The following is a 15,995-nucleotide window of genomic DNA, read 5'->3' as shown; positions in this document are numbered from 1 at the left end:
TTACGGACGCATCTTATTGAAGATGGTCTGCCGCGATACGTTGAGTAATTTGGCTATATCCTTTTGGCTATAGCCTTTTTCTTGCAGTTCTTCGATGAGGATTTGCTGGATGGTCACTTCTAAGTGCTTCATGTTGAGGGTCAGAGACGCCGTGTCGAGGAGGGCGTCTTTTTGATTTTGGTCGGCAATGTCGAATAAGGCGTCGTAAGACTTCTCGAGGGTGTCGCCGAAGATGAAGTAGCGCAGGGCGACGCTGTGGAGCTCGCGGATATTGCCCCACCAGTTATGCTGGACGAGGGCTTTTTTTAGGGCCGGACTGAGATGACATTTTTCGTGGCTCATCGTTTCGACGAAGTGGGTGAACAGGTAGAGGATGTCGTTGGGCCTGTCATTTAAAGTCGGTAGATTTAGTCGTAAGGTGTTGATGCGGAAGAAGAGGTCGCGCCGGAATTCGCCGGCTTCGACGGCGGCGATGAGGTCGGCGTTGCCCGCCGAGATGACGCGGATGTCGAGGGGGATAACGTAGTCCGAGCCGAGGCGCATGACTTGTTTCGTTTCCAGGACGCGGAGCAGTTTCGATTGGATGCTGGGCGCCATGCTATTGATTTCATCGAGGAAGATCGTCCCTTTATGGGCCATTTCAAAGAGACCGGCCTTGCCTTCTTTACGGGCGCCGGTAAAGGAGCCGCTGACGTAGCCGAAGAGTTCGCTTTCGAGGAGGTCCGTCGTGAGGGCCGCGCAGTTGATGGCCACGAAGGGGCCGTTGCGGCGGTCGCTGGCGTTGTGAATGCTCTGGGCGAAGAGTTCTTTCCCCGTGCCGCTTTCCCCCTGAATCAGGATGGGGGCGTTGTGTTCGGCCATGATGGCTGCCCGCTGGATGATTTTTTTCATATTGCCGTCGACGGTCTTGATGTCCTGGAAGTGATGGACGGCGGTCATGCCGGTCTTGGTCAGTTTATAGCGGATGTTTTTTTCCAGTCGCTGCAGCTCGGTCACGTCGCGGAGGGTCATGATGTAGTGCGAGCGGCTGTCCATGAGGAAGTAGTCGGAGTTGGCGATGAGGGTGTACGGCGGCCGGCGGATGATCGTTTCATGGAAGGACGGCTTGGTCCCTTCGACCCAGTCGGGGAAGATGTCGCGGATGTTCCCCGTCGTCATCGATACGCCGAGGAAGTTGGCCGCTCTTTTATTGATGTGTGAAATGGAGCCGCCTTTTGAATAGAGGATGATGCCGTCAGTGACGTGGGATAAGATGGACGACATCATGGACAGCTGCTGGCTGTCTTTTTCTTTAAAGGCCAGGAGCTCCTGGGCGTAGAGCAGGACCGACAGCATCGTCGATTCGCTGGGCTTGATGGAATAAATCGGCATCGGGCTGGGGTTGGCGATTTGCGGCAGCAGGGGACAGCCGACGATGGCCGTATCGGGCGTGATCGGTATCTGGCGGACCCGTTCGAGGAGTTCGAGGTGGGTCTTGTCGAGGCTGTAGCGGGGGTAAAAGACGATTTTTTCCGACAGCTCCGGCGGACAGGCGTCCTTATTGAACATGAAGTTTTCATTGAGCAGTAAGTGAATTTTTTTGTACTTTGGCGCAATGGCCCGCAGGGCGTAGAGGGCGTCGTTGGTCGAGCTGTACAGACAGAGGATGGGGATGCGGTCGATGGCCTTGGTCAGGATCTGATGGGCGCCGCTGGTGGTGATGATGACCTTGGTGCCCTTATCGACTAAGACGTGGGCCTGGGCGACGAGGTTGGGAAAGTCGATGATCTCTACATCGATGATGAAATGATGCTGTTCTAATTTTTCTTTATAGGTCTCTAAGATGGTGTGAACCGACTGCTGCATCGACAGGTCGGAAATAAGAAAGGCGATTCTATCCATAAGTTTATGTCTCTCCTTCGAGTTTCGTAAAAAATTTCCGAAAATATCTCTATTTCTATCATAAAAAAATATGGAGAGAATGTAAAGTATGTAACGAATATTTTACATCTGGCGAATCTCAATTGGACTATCAATATTGAAAAATGGCATAAATTCTATATTCTCATAGTTGGCATGATTGTTTCATATAGATTGTCGAACAGATAATGAGCTGATTCAACGAATGAGGAGGTATGAATTATGAAAAAATTATTGTCCGGTGACGAAGCCATCGCCAGAGGCTTATATGAAGCCGGCGTTTCCTTTGCTTCGGCTTATCCCGGTACGCCGAGTACGGAAATCTTGGAAAACGTCGCAACCTATGACGAAATGTATTCTGAATGGGCTCCGAATGAAAAAGTAGCTATGGAAGCTGCTATCGGGGCGTCCATGTCCGGCGTCCGTTCCTTTGCGGCCATGAAGATGGTCGGTGTCAACGTAGCAGCTGACCCGCTGTTTACGTTCTCCTACTTAGGCATGAACGGCGGCTTCGCCTTCGTATCGGCTGACGATCCGGGCATGCATTCGTCGCAGAATGAACAGGATAACCGCAACTACGCTAAATTCGCTAAAATCGCCATGTTCGAACCGTCCGATTCGCAGGAATGCATCGACATGACCAAAGAAGCTTATCGCGTCAGCGAAGAGTACGGCGTACCCATCATGCTCCGCATGACGACCCGCGTCTGTCATTCGAAGAGCCTTGTCGAAGAAAGTGAACGTGTGAACGTGCCGGCTGTTCCCTACAAGAAACAGCGTGAAAAGATGGATGCCGTACCGGCCATTTCCAAACAGCGCCGCTACGTCGTCGAAGAACGGGAACAGAAATTAAAAGAATATGCTGAAGAATGTCCCTTCAACGTCGTCGAAATGCACGACACCAAGATCGGTATCATCTCGGCCGGTTCGGCTTACATGTATGCCAAAGATGCTTTGGGTGACAAGGCTTCGTACTTGAAACTCGGCTTTACCTATCCCTTGCCGCTGAAGAAGATCAAAGCCTTTGCCGATTCCGTCGATGAACTGTACGTCGTCGAAGAACTCGATCCCTTCATGGAAGAACAGATTCGCCAGGCCGGCATTCCCTGTCACGGCAAGGATGTCATCCCCAAGATCGACGAACTCAATCCGAACATCGTCGCTGCCGGCATTTTGAAAGAAAAAGCTGAAGGCATCGAAGTTCCTGATACCTTGTTCGTTCCCCGTCCGCCGGCTCTCTGCGCAGGCTGTCCGCACCGCGGCTTCTTCTACGAACTGGGCAAACGGAAAGATACGGTCATGATCGGCGATATCGGCTGTTACGCCTTAGGCGGCGCCGCTCCGCTCAATGCCAAAGACTTGGCGGTCTGCATGGGCAGTGCTTTCTCCGTCGGCCACGGCTTCAGCCACGGTTTTGAACTCAGCGATCAGAAGAAACGCGTCGTCGGCTGTATGGGCGACTCGACCTTCTTCCATACGGGCATCAACTCCCTGACCGAAGTTGCCTACAACGGATCCAATACGATCTGCGTCATCTTGGACAACCGCATTACGGGCATGACCGGCCATCAGGAAAACCCGGGGACCGGTTATAATATCAAAGGCGATCCGACGACGCTCATCGACATTGAAACGGTCGTCAAAGCTTTGGGTATTAAGAACGTCCGCACGGTCAATCCCCTGGACCTCAAAGTCATGAAAGAAACCCTCGACTGGGCTTATGCCAATGAAACCGAACCGTCGGTCATCATTACCAAGTGGCCCTGCGTCCTCAAGAAATTCTCCAAAGAAGATAAAGAAGAATTTGACCTCGATATGACGCCGTGCGACGTAGATACGGATATCTGCATCGGCTGCAAGAAGTGCCTGACCACAGGCTGCCCGGCTCTGCGCTTTGACAATGAAGCCAAGAAGTCCGGCATTTCTCAAACGGACTGCGTCGGTTGTACGGTTTGCATGCAGGTCTGCCCGGTTCATGCTATTTACAAGAAGGGGGAAAAATAATATGTCAGACGTAAAGAGCGTACTCTTCGTCGGTGTCGGCGGTCAGGGTACTATATTAGCCAGTAAGATTTTAACCATCGGCCTCATTGAAAACGGTTACGATGTCAAAATGTCCGAAGTTCACGGCATGAGCCAGCGCGGCGGCAGCGTCAGCACCCAGGTCCGCTTCGGTGAAAAAGTTTATTCGCCGATTATCGGTGAAGGCTCGGCGGATATCCTCATTTCCTTCGAAGAAATGGAAGCGGCCCGCTATGCCAAGTTCCTCAAAAAAGACGGCAAGATGGTCGTCAATAAGATGCAGATTCCGTCCTTGCCGATCCTGTCCGGTGCCTGTTCGTATCCGGAAGGAATCTTAGAAGAATTACAAAAACGCGTACCGATTACCATTGTCGATGCAACGAAGATTGCGACGGACCTCGGGAATCCAAAAAGCGCCAACGTCGTCCTCTTAGGTGCTCTCATCGAGTCCTTGGGACTGCATAATATCGATTGGAAAGCGATTATTGCTAAGATCGTGAAACCTGCTTTTGTCGATATTAACTTAAAGGCTTTCGATGCCGGTATGGCCGCTGTATAATAGAGTGTGTGCTAGAGGAAAATGCCAGGCATGAAATGATTTGCCTGGCATTTTTTGCACCCAAGGAGGAAGAAATACCATGCAACCCACGACAAAAGTACCAGAAGCATCTCTTCGTTCGCGTTTATTTGGTCAATCGTATGAAATGTATGCACAGGCTGCGGGCATCACCGTCGACGAATGGAAAGCAGAAACAAAATTCAGCGGCATTGATTTAGGTTGGGTCATCCTGTGTGTTGGCATGTCTTTAGGGGCGGGAATCGTTTTTCTGCCCATCCAAGTCGGGTTATCCGGTTTGCTTATTTTTGCTCTCGTCGCCCTCGTCGGCTATCCGATTGCCTATGCTCATCAGAAATTGTATTTGAACGTCTTGGCCGAAGCGCCTCAGTGTGAGGATTTTGCCGGTATCATTTCTGGTTATCTTGGGAAAAATTGGGGTTTCTTCCTGGGTGCTCTATACTTCGTTTTTACGACGATTCTCTTGTTTTTGTACTCTACGGCATTGACGAATGACAGCTCGTCGTTCTTAATGACCTTCGGCGTCACGGATACGCCTTTGGTTGAAAATATGTTTTACGGCGTAGGCCTCATTTCCTTCTTGGTCCTCATTGCGTCCCAAGGGGAAAAGCTGCTCATGAAGATATCGTCGGGCATGGTTTTCACCAAGGCTCTGGTCATCGCTGCCCTTGGCATCATCATGATTTCTCACTGGGATCTGGCCAATGTCCTCATTCCGACCGATGCCTGGTACGTCATTAAAAACTTCATCATCATGCTGCCCTTCATCGCCATGTCGATTGAATTCTTCGTAGCCCTCGGGCCAGTGGTCATTTATTTCCGCTCGAAAACGGACAATAAAGTCGTCGCTCATTATCGGGCTATGCGAGTCTATAACAGGGCGTACTTATTCTTAGTCGGATTGGTCGTTTTCTACACCATTTCCTTCAATCTGGCTATCGATCATGACCAGGCTGTCGTCGCCTATACGGCCAATATTTCCGCCCTGGCCCTGGCAGCGCAGAACATGGACGGCGCCCTGATCAAGGTCTTGAATTTGATTTTGAACATCTTCGCCGTGGTCACCGCCTTCTTTGCCATGTTCCTCAGCTTCCGCGATGCCTGTACGGGGATCGTCCTGAATCTTTTGAACCGATTCATGAATGCCGATGCCATTCCGAAAAAGGCCATTACCTATGCTACCAGCTTGTGCTGTATCATCCTCTGCTGGGGCGTCATCGTCCTCAATGCGCCGATTTTGAAATTTACCCCGATTTTAGGCGGGCTCATCGGTATCATCGCCTGTTTCCTGCCGGCATACCTGGTCATGAAACTGGATGTCTTTAAAAAATACCGCACGTGGCGGTTGGTTCCCATCGTATTGATGGGCTTCATTCTCCTCATTTCACCGCTTATTTCGTTATTGTAACCTTCCATTTATAAAGGAGTGACTCTTATGGCTTCCCAAGAAATGTACCGTTTAGGTTCTCAAAGTTCGGTCATCCGCGAACTCTTCGCGTATGGTCAGGAACAGTGTAAAATCGTCGGCAAGGATAAGGTTTTCGACTTCAGTATCGGCAATCCGACCGTTCCGGCCCCGGCTTGTATCAAAGAAGCAATCGAAGATATTCTGGCGACCCGTGAATCGGCAGCCATCCATGGTTATACGGCAGCATCGGGCGACCTCAGCGTCCGTCAGGGCTTGGCTGAGTACATGAATAAGACCTATCAGGCCGGCGTTGAAGCCTCGAATTTCTACATGACCTGCGGCGCAGCCGCCTCGCTTACGGTCAGCTTAAAGGCTCTCGTCGAAGGACCTGACGATGAAGTCATTGTCATTGCGCCCTTCTTCCCGGAATATACGGTATTCATCGCCAATGCCGGTGCCAAGGCCGTCGTCGTTCCGCCTGATACGGAACACTTCCAGATCCCCATGGAAGCTCTTGAAAAGGCGATTACGCCGAACACCCGGGCCATCATCGTCAATTCGCCGAACAATCCGTCAGGCGTCGTCTATTCGAAAGAAACTTTTGAAAAAGTCAACGCTCTGCTCACCAAGAAGTCGGAAGAAATCGGCCACGCGATTTACCTCATCGCCGATGAACCGTACCGTGAAATCATCTATGACGGACTCCCGATTCTCTACGTTCCCCATATCTATAAGAATACGATCGTCTGCTATTCCTACAGTAAATCCCTCAGCCTTCCGGGCGAACGTATCGGCTACATCCTGGTTCCGCCCAGCGCTGAAAAAGCGGCAGAAGTCTATACGGCTGTCTGCGGTGCCGGCCGGTCCATGGGCTTCGTCTGCGCACCTCATCTCTTCCAGGATGTCATATTGAAATGCATGGGCCAGACGTCGGACATGAATGTCTATGATGAAAACCGTAAATTGTTATATAATGGACTCAAAGAAATGGGTTATGACTGCGTCTATCCGAGCGGTGCTTTCTATCTCTTCGTTAAGTCGCCCGAGGCTGATGCCAAGGCTTTCTCCGACAAAGCGAAAGCTTTGAACCTCCTCATTGTACCGGCTGACAGCTTTGGCTGCCCGGGCTACGTACGCGTCTCCTACTGCGTCGAAGCGGATATGATCAAGCGCTCCTTCCCGGCTTTCCGCCAGCTCATCGCCCAATACCAAGAAAAGAGGTAACAGACTATGAACGTATACGACGAGTACAAAGCGAAATGCTGCAGTGCCGACGAGGCCGTAAAAATCGTAAAAGACGGCGACTGGGTCGATTACAGCATGAGCTGCGCCTATCCGACGGCTCTCGATAAGGCCTTGGGCCGGCGCCATGCTGAACTGAAGGACATCAAAGTCCGCAATGCCATTTCCTGCCATCCCGTCGCGATTTTGGAAGCGGATCCGGAAAATAAGACCTTTACCTACAACCTGTGGCACTGTTCCGGCGTCGATCGGCAGTATCTCGATGCCGGTCGGGCCTACCACGAACCGATGCTGTTCCGCGACTGCGGTTCTTACTACCGTCGCGGCTTTGCCCCGGTCAACGTGGCCATGATTACCGTATCGCCCATGGATAAGCAGGGCAACTTCTCCTTTGGCCTGACCAATGGCTGCCAGCAGGAAATGCTCGATGCCGCAGAACACATCATCGTCGAAGTCAATCCAAAAATGCCGACCGTTTTCGGCATGGGCAACGACCATATCCACGTATCGAACGTCACGGCCGTCGTCGAAAGCGACGAAGCCGTCAGCCTGGCGCCGAACCGGGAACCGACGGACATCGACAAGGAAATTGCCGGTAAAATCTTCCCCTATCTCCATGACGGCATTACCCTGCAGCTCGGCATCGGCGGCATGCCGAACGCCTTAGGCATTCTCATCGCTGAATCGGACCTGAAAGATTTGGGGATGCATACGGAACTCATGAGTGACGGCTACCTCAACCTCTATAAGGCTGGGAAAATCACCAATGACAAGAAGCCCTTACATCGGGGCAAAGGTGTCTTCTCCATCTGCATGGGTTCGCAGGAACTGTACGACTTCCTGGATCACAACCAGGATATCCTGTCGGCGCCGATGTACTACGTCAACAATCCGGAAACGATTCGCCAGCTCGACGACTTCATTTCCATCAACAGCTGCATCGCCGTCGACCTCTACGGTCAGGTCTGCTCCGAATCGGCCGGGACGCGCCATATCAGCGGTACCGGCGGCCAGCTCGACTTCGTCACCGGCGCCTACGCTGCTGAACACGGCAAAGCCTTCTTAGCCATGCAGTCCAGCCGCGTCGACCGCAAAGGAAAACGCCATTCCAACATCCTGCCGAAATTTACGGCCGGCGACATCATCACGACGCCGCGGACCCAGGCGCCATACATCGTCACCGAATACGGTGTGGCCAACCTGTCCGGTCTTGCCACCTGGCAGCGGGCCGAAGCCTTGATTGATATCGCCCACCCCGAAGTGCGGGAAGACTTGATTAAAGCCGCTGAAGAACAGCGTATTTGGCGGAGAAGCAACAAACGATAGTGTAGCATGCCTTGCAAGGGCAATTCTATAAGCGGAGAGTCCCTCATCATACCTCGTGATGGGGGACTTTCTTTGTTTGCTTATTAACTTAAATTTGTCATAAATTTGATAAAAATAATCCTTTGTGATACTATGCAGGTATAGTGAAACATGACTGAATCATCGAGATGAGAGGAGGAATTCAGCTTATGTTCAAAAAATTGGCAGTGCTGATCGTTACTTTTTCTGTTCTATTGGGCGGTATTTGTATGGCCGATAAGGCAGGACCGCTTCCGGCCAGTGAAGCATCTCTGGGCGGGATTACACTGAGAAGTCCCATGAATTACGTTAAAAGCATTTACGGAGATCCTACGGATCGGTATATAACCACGGGTAAATTCAATACCCCCGCTGTCGGCAACCTCTATGGAAAGGGGTTTTACGTCATTGAATATGCCAATCAGCCGGCTGTATTAGAACTCTATACAGATGCTAACAACGGCATTGCGACTCCCATGGGGATTACCGTAGGCGTTCCTAAATCGACGGTCGACAGACTGTATGGCAGTGGTACCTATTGGCAGGGCTCGTATCTTTACCGTACCCAAAATTATTTAGAAATTCAAATCAAGTATGGGAATGACGCCAACGGCGTCACGGTCGTTAAATCGATTTACATCCATTTCCAGTCGTAACAATATCAGCATACAGACTGCCTGTGTCAGCGAACACGGGCAGTTTTTTTTGTCGAAGGGGCAGGAAAAGACTCGTGATGGTGATGCCATATCGGTGCCAGGAAAATATTGATAGAAAATTCGTTTTGTGATACGATTCACTTATATTGAGAAAGTAATCGATAACAGAGGAGGATTTTCTATCATGTTTAAAAAAGTAGCGGTCATGGCTTTTTCCCTTACGACACTGTTGGCGAGTACCTGTTTAGCTGTTGTGACCGGTCCCATTCCGGATAGTGAAGCGTCTCTCGGCGGCATCACCCTGGGGAGCCCCATGAGTTACGTTCAAAGCGTGTACGGCGCTCCGAACGATCGAGTCCCGACCAAGGACTACATCCATCAGGATGCCTTCAACAACATCTACGGCAACAGCTTTTACGTCATTGAATACCCCAAGGACGGTACGGTAGAAGAACTCTATGTAACGACCAATAACGGCTTGGCTACACCACTGGGAATCACTGTAGGCGTTCCTAAATCGACGGTCGATAAACTGTACGGAGAAGGAAGTTTCGTCCAAGGTTCGTACCGCTACCTGACCCAGGAAGGTAAAGTCATTCAAATCAAATACGTAACCGATGACAATGATACGCCTGTCGTTAAATCCATCTATATTCGCTATCCGGCGTAATCCATAGCGAGGGATGATCGAGGATGAGTTGTGTATTATGTTTAAGAAAATAGCCGTTATGCTCTTTGCCCTTTCTACGCTGCTGATGAGCACCGGTTTCGCCGCCATGGTGGGCAAGGTGCCTGATAGTGAAGCGTCTTTGGGCGGCATCACCCTGGGCAATACCATGAGCTATGTCCGCAGTGTGTATGGGGAACCGACGGAACAGCGGCGAGCCAAGACGGTATTGAATGAAAACGCCATCGTATATCGTTATGGTAAGGGCTTTGTCATCCTTGAAAATCTCTATGACTATAGGATCGAGGAACTTTTTACCAATGCCAATAACGGTATTGCAACTCCCTTGGGCGTTACCGTTGGCGTTCCTAAATCCACCGTCGATACCTTGTATGGTGAAGGGCGTCTTTGGAACGGCGTGTATCTTTACCTGACGGATCAGGGGAAACGCATTGAAATTAAATATGAACCGGATGCCAAGGGCGTTTTGGTCGTCAAGGCCATCCATATCCGCTATCCGGCGTAATCTTTTTTAGACTTGAAACTGCTCGTGTCAGCTGATGCGGGCAGTTTTTTGCTGACTAAACGGGCTTTAATGATAGGGCAGTGGGCCGTTGATCCGGATTGGTGAAGTGTTATTTCTGTGGAAATATTGATACAAATAGAACGGTTATGCTAATATAAATGTAGATTGATAAAACGAACGAGAATACGGAGGGAGGTTATTATGATGTTTAAAAAAGTTGCAGTCATGGTCTTTGCCCTTTCGATGATGGTGGTGGGCACTTGTTTAGCCTATACATTTGGTCCGGTTCCCGCTAGTGAAGCTTCTTTGGGCGGCATCACCTTAGGAAGTCCCATGAGTTATGTCCGCAGTGTCTATGGAGAACCGACAGAGACTGCCTGGGGCAAGGACCGCCTCAATCAGGATGCTAAGTCATACCGCTATGGCAAGGGCTTTTTTATCCTCGAAAGGCTCTATGACAATACGGTCGCAGAACTCATGACCAGTGCCAATAATGGCATTGCAACGCCTATGGGAATTACCGTTGGCGTTCCTAAGTCTACGGTCGATCAATTGTATAGCGGCGGTCGAGAAGGGAATGGCTATACTAGCTATATGACCCAGAATGGGGCCTTGATTAGAATCACCTATGATCGTGATGTCAATGGAATCCTGGTCGTTACGTCCATCTCTATGCGATTCCCTGAGTAATATTTTAATCGAATGAAAACGGCTCGTGTCTGATGACGGGGCCGTTTTTTCGCAGTCGTATTTTTGTTGACGTGTAAAAAAAGCCCCTCTGATTGCCAGCGAATGGCTGACCGTCAGAGGGACTTGTCGTATTTTACGGGGTTATGATTTTCCAAATAAGTGGGACGGCAAAGGGATTTGGGCCAAGATGACGGCCATAAAGACGAGGATGCAGCCGACGATTTCTTTGGCGCTCATGACTTCTCCCAAGATGAGCCAGCCGGCCAGGACGGCAAAGACGGCTTCTAGACTCATGATGAGGGTTGCCGTCGTCGGTTCGGTATATTTTTGGCCGACGATTTGCAGGGTGTAGGCGACGCCGCTTGAGAGGCCGCCGGCGTATAGGATAGGCCATTTGGCAGCCCAGAGAATCGAGGCAGTCGGGCTTTCAAAGAGGGCCGTCAAGGTAGCCGAAAAGAGGAAAGCGATGGCGAATTGGACCCACGACATTTTGATACCGTGCGCTTTTTTTAGAAGAAAATGATCGATGACCAAGATGTGCAGGGCAAAGAAGATCGCACAGAAGAAGACGAGGAGGTCGCCGAAGGCGATTTCAAAATCGCCGTTGATGCATAGGAAATAGAAGCCGACCATAGCCAAGGCGACGCAGAGGATGATGATGCGCCGTACGCGGCGGCCGATGAAGAAGCCCATGAGGGGAACCAGGACGATGTAGATGGCCGTAATAAAGCCGGCTTTTCCGGCCGTCGTCATGGAGATGCCAACCTGCTGCAGCGTGTCGGCGATCCCTAAGGTAAGGCCGCACCAGGCGCCGCCGATAAGGGTGATGGCGTCGGGTTTGAGCTGCTGCCATATGGGTGGGTAGGATCCGTCGTCTCTTTTTTCGGCAAATAAGAGGATGACCGGAATGAGGACGATGATGGCGACGACGTCACGGGCGGCACTGAAGGTAAAGGGGCCGACATAGTCCATGCCCATACTTTGGGCGACAAAGGCCGAGCCCCAGATCAGGGCCGTAATCAGGAGAAAAATCGTGCCCTTGGCTTCTGTTTGATACATTTTGATAAATCCTTTCATGGAATATGGAAAAAACAATAATACCATACTATAATAATATTAGAAAAAAGTAAATAAAAAAACTTGACTTAGTGTTGACTCTAAGGTGTATCCTTTATGTACACTAAAAGAGTGATGTTAAAAACAAACTTAAAACGAAGAGCAATTGCTGTGAGGGGATAACGGGTTGTCGGACCCGTTTACAGCACGCGGCGGCAGTGCATCTTTGAAGAAGGGAGTGGCAGCAATGAAGCTGACGAGAAAAAGAATGAGTCTGGTTGTCTTAGGCCTGGCCATCGGTGTTTTTTTATTCTTTTGGACGGGATATGTAAACAGTCTGCAGGCGAGCCTGCAAGGATCGTCGTCCCATAGCGCTTTTATTTTTGGCGATGCCGATGCATACGCCTCCAAGACCCGACTTTCTTTTGAAGGCGGTCATGCTGTCCTCGGGTTATACGATACGCCGGCAGCCTTGGAACTGGCAGAACGCCAGCCTTTGGTGGTTCCGCTCCAGCGAAGGGACGGGAGGATCGTTCTTCCTGATATGCCGCCTGTCGTCTTGTCCGATGCGGATAAGACGGAAATGACGCCTAAGATCGGCGATATTGCCTTTGATACAACGACACAGGAACTGGTTATTTTCTGCCAGCCCGAAGATACGGTGTCGACGTTGATTCCTGTCGGCCACGTCATTGGCGGCATGAATTATCTTTTGCAGACAGACGGAGATTTTGCCGGTTATCTTATGAATGAATAAGGCTGTCCCTGTGTTATAATGGGATATATTTTTAGTAGGAGGATGAAGTATGTTTGGGTTAGGAGCTCCGGAATTACTGTTGATTTTAGTCATTGCCCTCATCGTCTTTGGACCGGGGAAACTGCCGACTATCGGCAGCGCCTTGGGAAAGAGCCTGCGGGAGTTTAAAGATGCCGTCAATTCGGCGGAGACGGGGAATGAAGCCTCCACGGCCGAAACGGAAAAGGAAACGAAAAAAGAAGATACCGATTCCAATCAGAAAGCATAGTCGTCTTGGCTATGCTTTTTCATTTGGTGCAAGCATCTCTTCCTAACGATGCATAAACAGATTGCCTATTGTAATAATTTTCACAAAATATGATTGCAGTTAAAGGCCGAAAGCTTTATACTATATATAAGGTTATCTCATACAACTATTGCAAGTCATGAAGGAGGAGACATTTATAATGTACAAGCTTTCACAAGTTCCTGAAGAGTATAAGAAGAAGTTAATTACTGCTGAACAGGCAGCGGCGCTCGTTCGAGACGGCGAACGTGTTTCTTATGGTCTGGGCTGCTCGGCTCCGTATGATATCGACATCGAAATCGGTAAACGGGCAAAAAGTTTGCATGGCGTTGAAATCGTCGCTTCGACCATCGTTAAAGACGAACCCTATGCGGCATATTTAAACAGTGACTCTAACGATCAGATTCGCTTCGCTACGGGCCATATGAACGGTTTTGAACGGAAGATGTGCAAAGACGGCCGTTGCTGGTTCCTGCCGATCTTGTTTAACGAATTGCCGAAATACTGGCAGCATATCGATAAATTGATCATCCAGGTTCATCCCATGGATCAATGGGGCAACTTCAACATCGGGCCTCAGGCTTCTGACCTTCGCGGCCTCATTCGCGCAGCTAAAATGATTATCCTCGAAGTCAACCAGAACATGCCGAAGGCACTGGGCTATGAAACGGAATTGAACCTCTGCGACGTCGACTATGTCGTCGAAGGTTCGAACCATCAGATGCCGCAGATCCCCAATCGCCCGGGCACGGAACTCGATGATAAGATCGCCGATCACATCATTCCCCTCATCGAAGACGGCAGTACCCTGCAGCTCGGCATCGGCGGCATTCCGTCGGCTGTCGGCAAGAAATTGGCTGAATCGGACGTTCAGGACTTGAGCGGTCATACGGAAATGCTCGTCGACTCCTACGTTGACCTCTATGAAGCCGGTAAGATTACGGGCAAGAAGAATCGTGACAAAGGCAAAATCATGTACGCTTTTGCCGGCGGTACGCAGCGCCTCTATGATTTCATCAATGACAACCAGATCGTATTCAACGCACCGGTAAGCTATATCAATAACATCGGCGTCGTCGCCAGCATCGATAAATTCATCTCCATCAACGGCTGCATCGACCTCGACCTCTATGGCCAGGTCAACGCTGAAACGGCTGGCTACCAGCAGATCAGCGGCACCGGCGGTCAGCTCGACTTTGCCCAGGGTGCTTTCGCATCGGAAGGCGGCAAGAGCTTCATCTGCGTCCATTCGACGCGTAAATTCAAAGACGGCCATGTAGAATCCTTGATTAAACCGACACTGCCTCAGGGGACGGTTATCACGACGCCGCGCTCGGCTGTCCACTACATCGTTACCGAATACGGCACGGCCCTCTTAAAAGGCAAATCGACTTGGGAACGCGCTGAAGCATTGATTAACGTCGCTCATCCGGACTTCCGTGAAGAACTGATTAAACAGGCTGAAAAAATGGGTATCTGGACACAGACCAGTAAAGTTACCATGTAATGAAGGCTTTCCAGAGTCCCTGGAAACTTTCTGTATACGCAAATACAAGAACACCTGCTGCAGGAATGCAGCAGGTGTTTTGTTTTTCCGTCTTTTTATTCCGTTCGGGTTATGCCGGGGTATTTAGTCTTCGTCGATTCGTTCGATTTTGAAGATGACCGGTCGCGTGCCGTCGTTACAACAGGTGATCATCGTGTTTTCTTTCTTCATCCATCCTTTCATGATGGAGCCGCCTTGGAGGCCAGTGTAAATGTATCGGGAGATGGCATCCCAGGCTTCGGAGCAGTGGGGAATCCTAGGACCGCCGGCCGTCGTGTCCCGATCGCCGTGGGAGGTCACCAGGGTATCGAGGCCCATGCGCCAGAAGGAGTCATTTTCTTCGGTCCGTTCGAAGATGTACTCGTCGCCGACGTGGTAGCAGGGACAGGCACCGGATTTTGGGTCGGCACAGTATTGCTGCTGGAGTTCGGGGTATAATTTTTTGTCGAGGATGGTAACTTTTACTTTGTGTTTCATGATAGGGCTCCTTTTCTGATAAAATAAGGATAATCGATTGATGAGCGAGGTGAGAACATGGCTATTACGCCGAAATATATTTTTGCCGAGGATTTTCGTGATTTGGAAGACTATTTTCTGTCTTGCCCTCATAAGACGGTCGCCTTTGATACGGGAGATTATCTCTGGAAGCCTGGTGAGCCATACGGTCGAATCCATTACTTAAAAACGGGTGTCGTCCAAAATTATTTGGAGCATGAAAAAGGCTATCGGAAAATCCTTTCCTTCCATGCCGGAGGAACCGTTTTTCCCGGCTTCCACTACCGGAAATATAGAATTGAAGAGTCCCTCTTGAGTCGGGCCTTGACGCCTGTGGAAGCTTTAGAATTTACCGTAGATCAATTTGAGGCCATGTTTGGCGAGAATGAAGACTTGCGTCACCATCTCATCGACTGGTACGGGGCCTATGCCAACCTATTGATTTACGATGGCGCCCATCAGGAATTCAACAGTTCGCTGGTAAAGTTGTGCAACCTCCTCTATCTGCTTCTCCTGCGGGAACGGGATGAACGGGGGCAAAGCCTGTACAATCTGAGCCAGGAAGCCTTGGCCGATATCCTCGGCGTTAGCCTGATCAACGTTACCCGAAACCTGACCAAACTGCGGCGGGCCGGTATCATCACGACCAGCCGCAAGCAGATTGCCGTCATCGATGCCGAGCGGCTCATGGCCCTTTGTTCCGGCGAGACGCTGCCTCTATAACATTATAGGTCGTTCTGTCAGGCAACTCTACATCAAATGACGCAGGTCGAAATTTTTTGTGTCGGGAAAAAGTTGTTGACAAACAGGGGGCTCGTAGCGCA

Annotated in this window: 16 protein-coding genes; 13 read left to right on the top strand and 3 right to left on the bottom strand. The window is 50.3% G+C overall.

Going from position 1 to position 15,995, the window contains the following annotated elements; genetic code table 11:
* On the bottom strand, window positions 1-1,881 hold the full coding sequence (locus HMPREF3201_RS06965; protein WP_062412371.1) for a sigma-54 interaction domain-containing protein: 1,881 nt from the start codon (window positions 1,879-1,881) through the stop codon (window positions 1-3).
* Between the two features lie 240 nt (window positions 1,882-2,121).
* Here HMPREF3201_RS06965 and iorA point away from each other — a divergent pair, with 240 nt between their 5' ends.
* From iorA to HMPREF3201_RS06920, 9 genes are all read left to right on the top strand, one after another.
* The gene (gene iorA / locus HMPREF3201_RS06960) at window positions 2,122-3,903 is read left to right on the top strand and encodes an indolepyruvate ferredoxin oxidoreductase subunit alpha (protein WP_062412370.1); all 1,782 of its coding nucleotides are present in this window, start codon (window positions 2,122-2,124) and stop codon (window positions 3,901-3,903) included.
* Between the two features lies 1 nt (window position 3,904).
* Window positions 3,905-4,480 carry an indolepyruvate oxidoreductase subunit beta gene (locus HMPREF3201_RS06955; protein ID WP_062412369.1) on the top strand — a complete coding sequence of 192 codons (576 nt, stop codon included), beginning with the start codon at window positions 3,905-3,907 and terminating at the stop codon, window positions 4,478-4,480.
* A gap of 79 nt (window positions 4,481-4,559) precedes the next feature.
* Window positions 4,560-5,906 carry an SLC5/6 family protein gene (locus HMPREF3201_RS06950; protein ID WP_082709410.1) on the top strand — a complete coding sequence of 449 codons (1,347 nt, stop codon included), beginning with the start codon at window positions 4,560-4,562 and terminating at the stop codon, window positions 5,904-5,906.
* Window positions 5,907-5,933: 27 nt separating this feature from the next.
* Complete coding sequence (locus tag HMPREF3201_RS06945; protein WP_062412368.1) at window positions 5,934-7,130, top strand: pyridoxal phosphate-dependent aminotransferase; 1,197 nt, start codon at window positions 5,934-5,936, stop codon at window positions 7,128-7,130.
* Between the two features lie 6 nt (window positions 7,131-7,136).
* Complete coding sequence (locus HMPREF3201_RS06940) at window positions 7,137-8,474, top strand: acetyl-CoA hydrolase/transferase family protein (protein ID WP_062412367.1); 1,338 nt, start codon at window positions 7,137-7,139, stop codon at window positions 8,472-8,474.
* A gap of 188 nt (window positions 8,475-8,662) precedes the next feature.
* A complete protein-coding gene (locus tag HMPREF3201_RS06935; protein WP_062412366.1) occupies window positions 8,663-9,148 on the top strand; it encodes a hypothetical protein in 486 nt (161 codons plus the stop codon).
* Between the two features lie 184 nt (window positions 9,149-9,332).
* Window positions 9,333-9,818 carry a chitin-binding domain-containing protein gene (locus HMPREF3201_RS06930; RefSeq protein ID WP_062412365.1) on the top strand — a complete coding sequence of 162 codons (486 nt, stop codon included), beginning with the start codon at window positions 9,333-9,335 and terminating at the stop codon, window positions 9,816-9,818.
* Between the two features lie 37 nt (window positions 9,819-9,855).
* Window positions 9,856-10,341 carry a hypothetical protein gene (locus HMPREF3201_RS06925; protein WP_062412364.1) on the top strand — a complete coding sequence of 162 codons (486 nt, stop codon included), beginning with the start codon at window positions 9,856-9,858 and terminating at the stop codon, window positions 10,339-10,341.
* A 201-nt stretch (window positions 10,342-10,542) separates the two neighbouring features.
* Window positions 10,543-11,031, top strand: a complete 489-nt coding sequence (locus tag HMPREF3201_RS06920) for a hypothetical protein (RefSeq protein ID WP_154254439.1) — start codon at window positions 10,543-10,545, stop codon at window positions 11,029-11,031.
* A gap of 141 nt (window positions 11,032-11,172) precedes the next feature.
* Here the strand turns inward: HMPREF3201_RS06920 and HMPREF3201_RS06915 are convergent, their stop codons facing one another.
* On the bottom strand, window positions 11,173-12,090 hold the full coding sequence (locus HMPREF3201_RS06915; RefSeq protein WP_062412362.1) for a DMT family transporter: 918 nt from the start codon (window positions 12,088-12,090) through the stop codon (window positions 11,173-11,175).
* Window positions 12,091-12,355: 265 nt separating this feature from the next.
* On the opposite strand from HMPREF3201_RS06915, the gene HMPREF3201_RS06910 reads away from it, so the two are divergent.
* The 3 genes from HMPREF3201_RS06910 to HMPREF3201_RS06900 all read left to right on the top strand — a co-directional run bounded on the left by HMPREF3201_RS06910 (window position 12,356) and on the right by HMPREF3201_RS06900 (window position 14,637).
* Window positions 12,356-12,844, top strand: coding sequence for a cyclophilin-like fold protein (locus tag HMPREF3201_RS06910; protein ID WP_154254442.1), 489 nt, complete (start codon window positions 12,356-12,358; stop codon window positions 12,842-12,844).
* 49 nt (window positions 12,845-12,893) lie between these two features.
* Window positions 12,894-13,112, top strand: coding sequence for a twin-arginine translocase TatA/TatE family subunit (gene tatA, locus HMPREF3201_RS06905; RefSeq protein WP_062412360.1), 219 nt, complete (start codon window positions 12,894-12,896; stop codon window positions 13,110-13,112).
* 178 nt (window positions 13,113-13,290) lie between these two features.
* The gene (locus HMPREF3201_RS06900) at window positions 13,291-14,637 is read left to right on the top strand and encodes an acetyl-CoA hydrolase/transferase family protein (RefSeq protein WP_062412359.1); all 1,347 of its coding nucleotides are present in this window, start codon (window positions 13,291-13,293) and stop codon (window positions 14,635-14,637) included.
* Between the two features lie 123 nt (window positions 14,638-14,760).
* On the opposite strand, the gene HMPREF3201_RS06895 is transcribed toward HMPREF3201_RS06900, so the two are convergent.
* Entirely contained in the window at window positions 14,761-15,153 is a 393-nt protein-coding gene (locus HMPREF3201_RS06895) for a TIGR04076 family protein (protein WP_062412358.1), read from the bottom strand.
* A 57-nt stretch (window positions 15,154-15,210) separates the two neighbouring features.
* Here HMPREF3201_RS06895 and HMPREF3201_RS06890 point away from each other — a divergent pair, with 57 nt between their 5' ends.
* Entirely contained in the window at window positions 15,211-15,894 is a 684-nt protein-coding gene (locus tag HMPREF3201_RS06890) for a Crp/Fnr family transcriptional regulator (RefSeq protein WP_062412357.1), read from the top strand.
* Window positions 15,895-15,995: the final 101 nt, after the last annotated feature.

The organism is Megasphaera sp. MJR8396C (assembly GCF_001546855.1).
Lineage (GTDB): Bacteria > Bacillota > Negativicutes > Veillonellales > Megasphaeraceae > Megasphaera.
This window is presented reverse-complemented; position numbering and strand designations above follow the sequence as displayed.

Coding starts and splice junctions, on each gene's coding strand:
- HMPREF3201_RS06965 (WP_062412371.1), bottom strand. CDS start 1,881: ATGGATAGAATCGCCTTTCTTATTTCCGACCTGTCGATGCAGCAGTCG.
- iorA (WP_062412370.1), top strand. CDS start 2,122: ATGAAAAAATTATTGTCCGGTGACGAAGCCATCGCCAGAGGCTTATAT.
- HMPREF3201_RS06955 (WP_062412369.1), top strand. CDS start 3,905: ATGTCAGACGTAAAGAGCGTACTCTTCGTCGGTGTCGGCGGTCAGGGT.
- HMPREF3201_RS06950 (WP_082709410.1), top strand. CDS start 4,560: ATGCAACCCACGACAAAAGTACCAGAAGCATCTCTTCGTTCGCGTTTA.
- HMPREF3201_RS06945 (WP_062412368.1), top strand. CDS start 5,934: ATGGCTTCCCAAGAAATGTACCGTTTAGGTTCTCAAAGTTCGGTCATC.
- HMPREF3201_RS06940 (WP_062412367.1), top strand. CDS start 7,137: ATGAACGTATACGACGAGTACAAAGCGAAATGCTGCAGTGCCGACGAG.
- HMPREF3201_RS06935 (WP_062412366.1), top strand. CDS start 8,663: ATGTTCAAAAAATTGGCAGTGCTGATCGTTACTTTTTCTGTTCTATTG.
- HMPREF3201_RS06930 (WP_062412365.1), top strand. CDS start 9,333: ATGTTTAAAAAAGTAGCGGTCATGGCTTTTTCCCTTACGACACTGTTG.
- HMPREF3201_RS06925 (WP_062412364.1), top strand. CDS start 9,856: ATGTTTAAGAAAATAGCCGTTATGCTCTTTGCCCTTTCTACGCTGCTG.
- HMPREF3201_RS06920 (WP_154254439.1), top strand. CDS start 10,543: ATGATGTTTAAAAAAGTTGCAGTCATGGTCTTTGCCCTTTCGATGATG.
- HMPREF3201_RS06915 (WP_062412362.1), bottom strand. CDS start 12,090: ATGTATCAAACAGAAGCCAAGGGCACGATTTTTCTCCTGATTACGGCC.
- HMPREF3201_RS06910 (WP_154254442.1), top strand. CDS start 12,356: ATGAGTCTGGTTGTCTTAGGCCTGGCCATCGGTGTTTTTTTATTCTTT.
- tatA (WP_062412360.1), top strand. CDS start 12,894: ATGTTTGGGTTAGGAGCTCCGGAATTACTGTTGATTTTAGTCATTGCC.
- HMPREF3201_RS06900 (WP_062412359.1), top strand. CDS start 13,291: ATGTACAAGCTTTCACAAGTTCCTGAAGAGTATAAGAAGAAGTTAATT.
- HMPREF3201_RS06895 (WP_062412358.1), bottom strand. CDS start 15,153: ATGAAACACAAAGTAAAAGTTACCATCCTCGACAAAAAATTATACCCC.
- HMPREF3201_RS06890 (WP_062412357.1), top strand. CDS start 15,211: ATGGCTATTACGCCGAAATATATTTTTGCCGAGGATTTTCGTGATTTG.